Annotated in this window: 1 pseudogene; it reads right to left on the bottom strand. The window is 66.9% G+C overall.

Annotation, left to right across the window (positions count from 1 at the left end):
• Nucleotides 1–1,234, bottom strand: a pseudogene (locus tag GVY64_RS36950) (IS3 family transposase); the annotation flags it as partial.
• Nucleotides 1,235–1,288: the final 54 nt, after the last annotated feature.

The raw sequence follows: 1,288 nt of genomic DNA, 5'->3' as shown, positions 1-1,288 counted from the left end.
CATAGTAGTCTGCCTCGTACTCGACCGGTGGTTTGCGGCCGAGCCGGTGCATCAGCCGGGACCCGTTGAACCACGACACCCAGGCGGCGGTGACGGCCTCGACATCTGTCAGTCGCGGTAGCGGCCCGGTCCGGAACGGCGAGTCGTCACGGACCGCCTCGGTCTTGTAGAGCCCGATCGTGGTCTCGGCCAACGCATTGTCGAACGCATCCCCGACCGAACCGATCGAGGGCCGCGGCCCGGCCAGCATCAGCGTCTCCCCGAGCCGCACCGACGTATACTGACTCCCCGCATCGGAATGGTGAATCGTGCTGGTGTGCATGGGATTACCTTCACGCGACCGCAACATGACCGCCTGCCGCAGCGCCGAGTCCATCAACGCTGTCTCCTTGCTTGCCGAGCATTCCCAACCCACGATCCGCCCGGCGTAGGCGTCGATCACGAATGCCGTGTAGACGAACGATCCCCACGCCAGCCGCACATAGGTGAAATCGGCCACGGCCAGCAGGTTCGGCGCCACCACGGTGAACTGGCGGTTGACCAGGTCTTTCACCCGCTCCGCGGCGGGGTCCGCCACGGTGGTGCGAGGCTTGCTGCGCCTGGTCACTCCGCGCCACCCGTGGGCGCGCATCAGGCGTTCCACCGTGCACCGGGCCACCGGGATGCCCGCGCGTCGCAGGTGCGCCCACATCTATCTCCGCTCCGTACAGGCACTCCGGAGCCCGTCTACCGTTGGTGTCGGGCTCGTAGTAGCCGGCCAGCAGTTCGACGACCGTGGTGTCCCACAACGCCCGCTTCGACGGCGCCCGCACCGCCCACGCGTGGTAGGTGCGCGGGGCGATCGTGATGCCTTGCTCGGACAGCGCCCGGCACATCGCCAGGATCGGGAACCGGGCCTTGTGCTCGGCGAGGAACTCACACACTACGGGTGTCGCGGGTGCTTGGCCCGCGCGAAAAAAGACGTTGCCGCGGAGAGGATCTCGATCGTCTGCTCCAGCTCGGCGATCTTGCGTTTCTGCTCCCGGATGATCCTGGCGGCCTCGGTCGACACCCCGTCGGCGTCACCCCGGTCGACCTCGGCCTGGCGGATCCAGTTCCGCAGCGTCTCCGCGTTCATGCCCAGCCGGGCCGAGACAGCCTTGATCGCCGCCCACGCACTGGGGTAGTCGCCACGGTGATCGACCACCAGCCGGACAGCTTTGGCCCTGGTCGCGGCGTCGTACTTGCTTGGCATGATCTTGCCCATCCTCCCAAGAAAGAGGGTGAGCACAAAAACCGGGGCGATTCA

This window comes from Nocardia sp. CY41 (assembly GCF_009829325.1).
Lineage (GTDB): Bacteria > Actinomycetota > Actinomycetes > Mycobacteriales > Mycobacteriaceae > Nocardia.
Note: the sequence above shows the minus strand (reverse complement) of the source record. Positions and strands in the feature narration are given on the sequence as shown.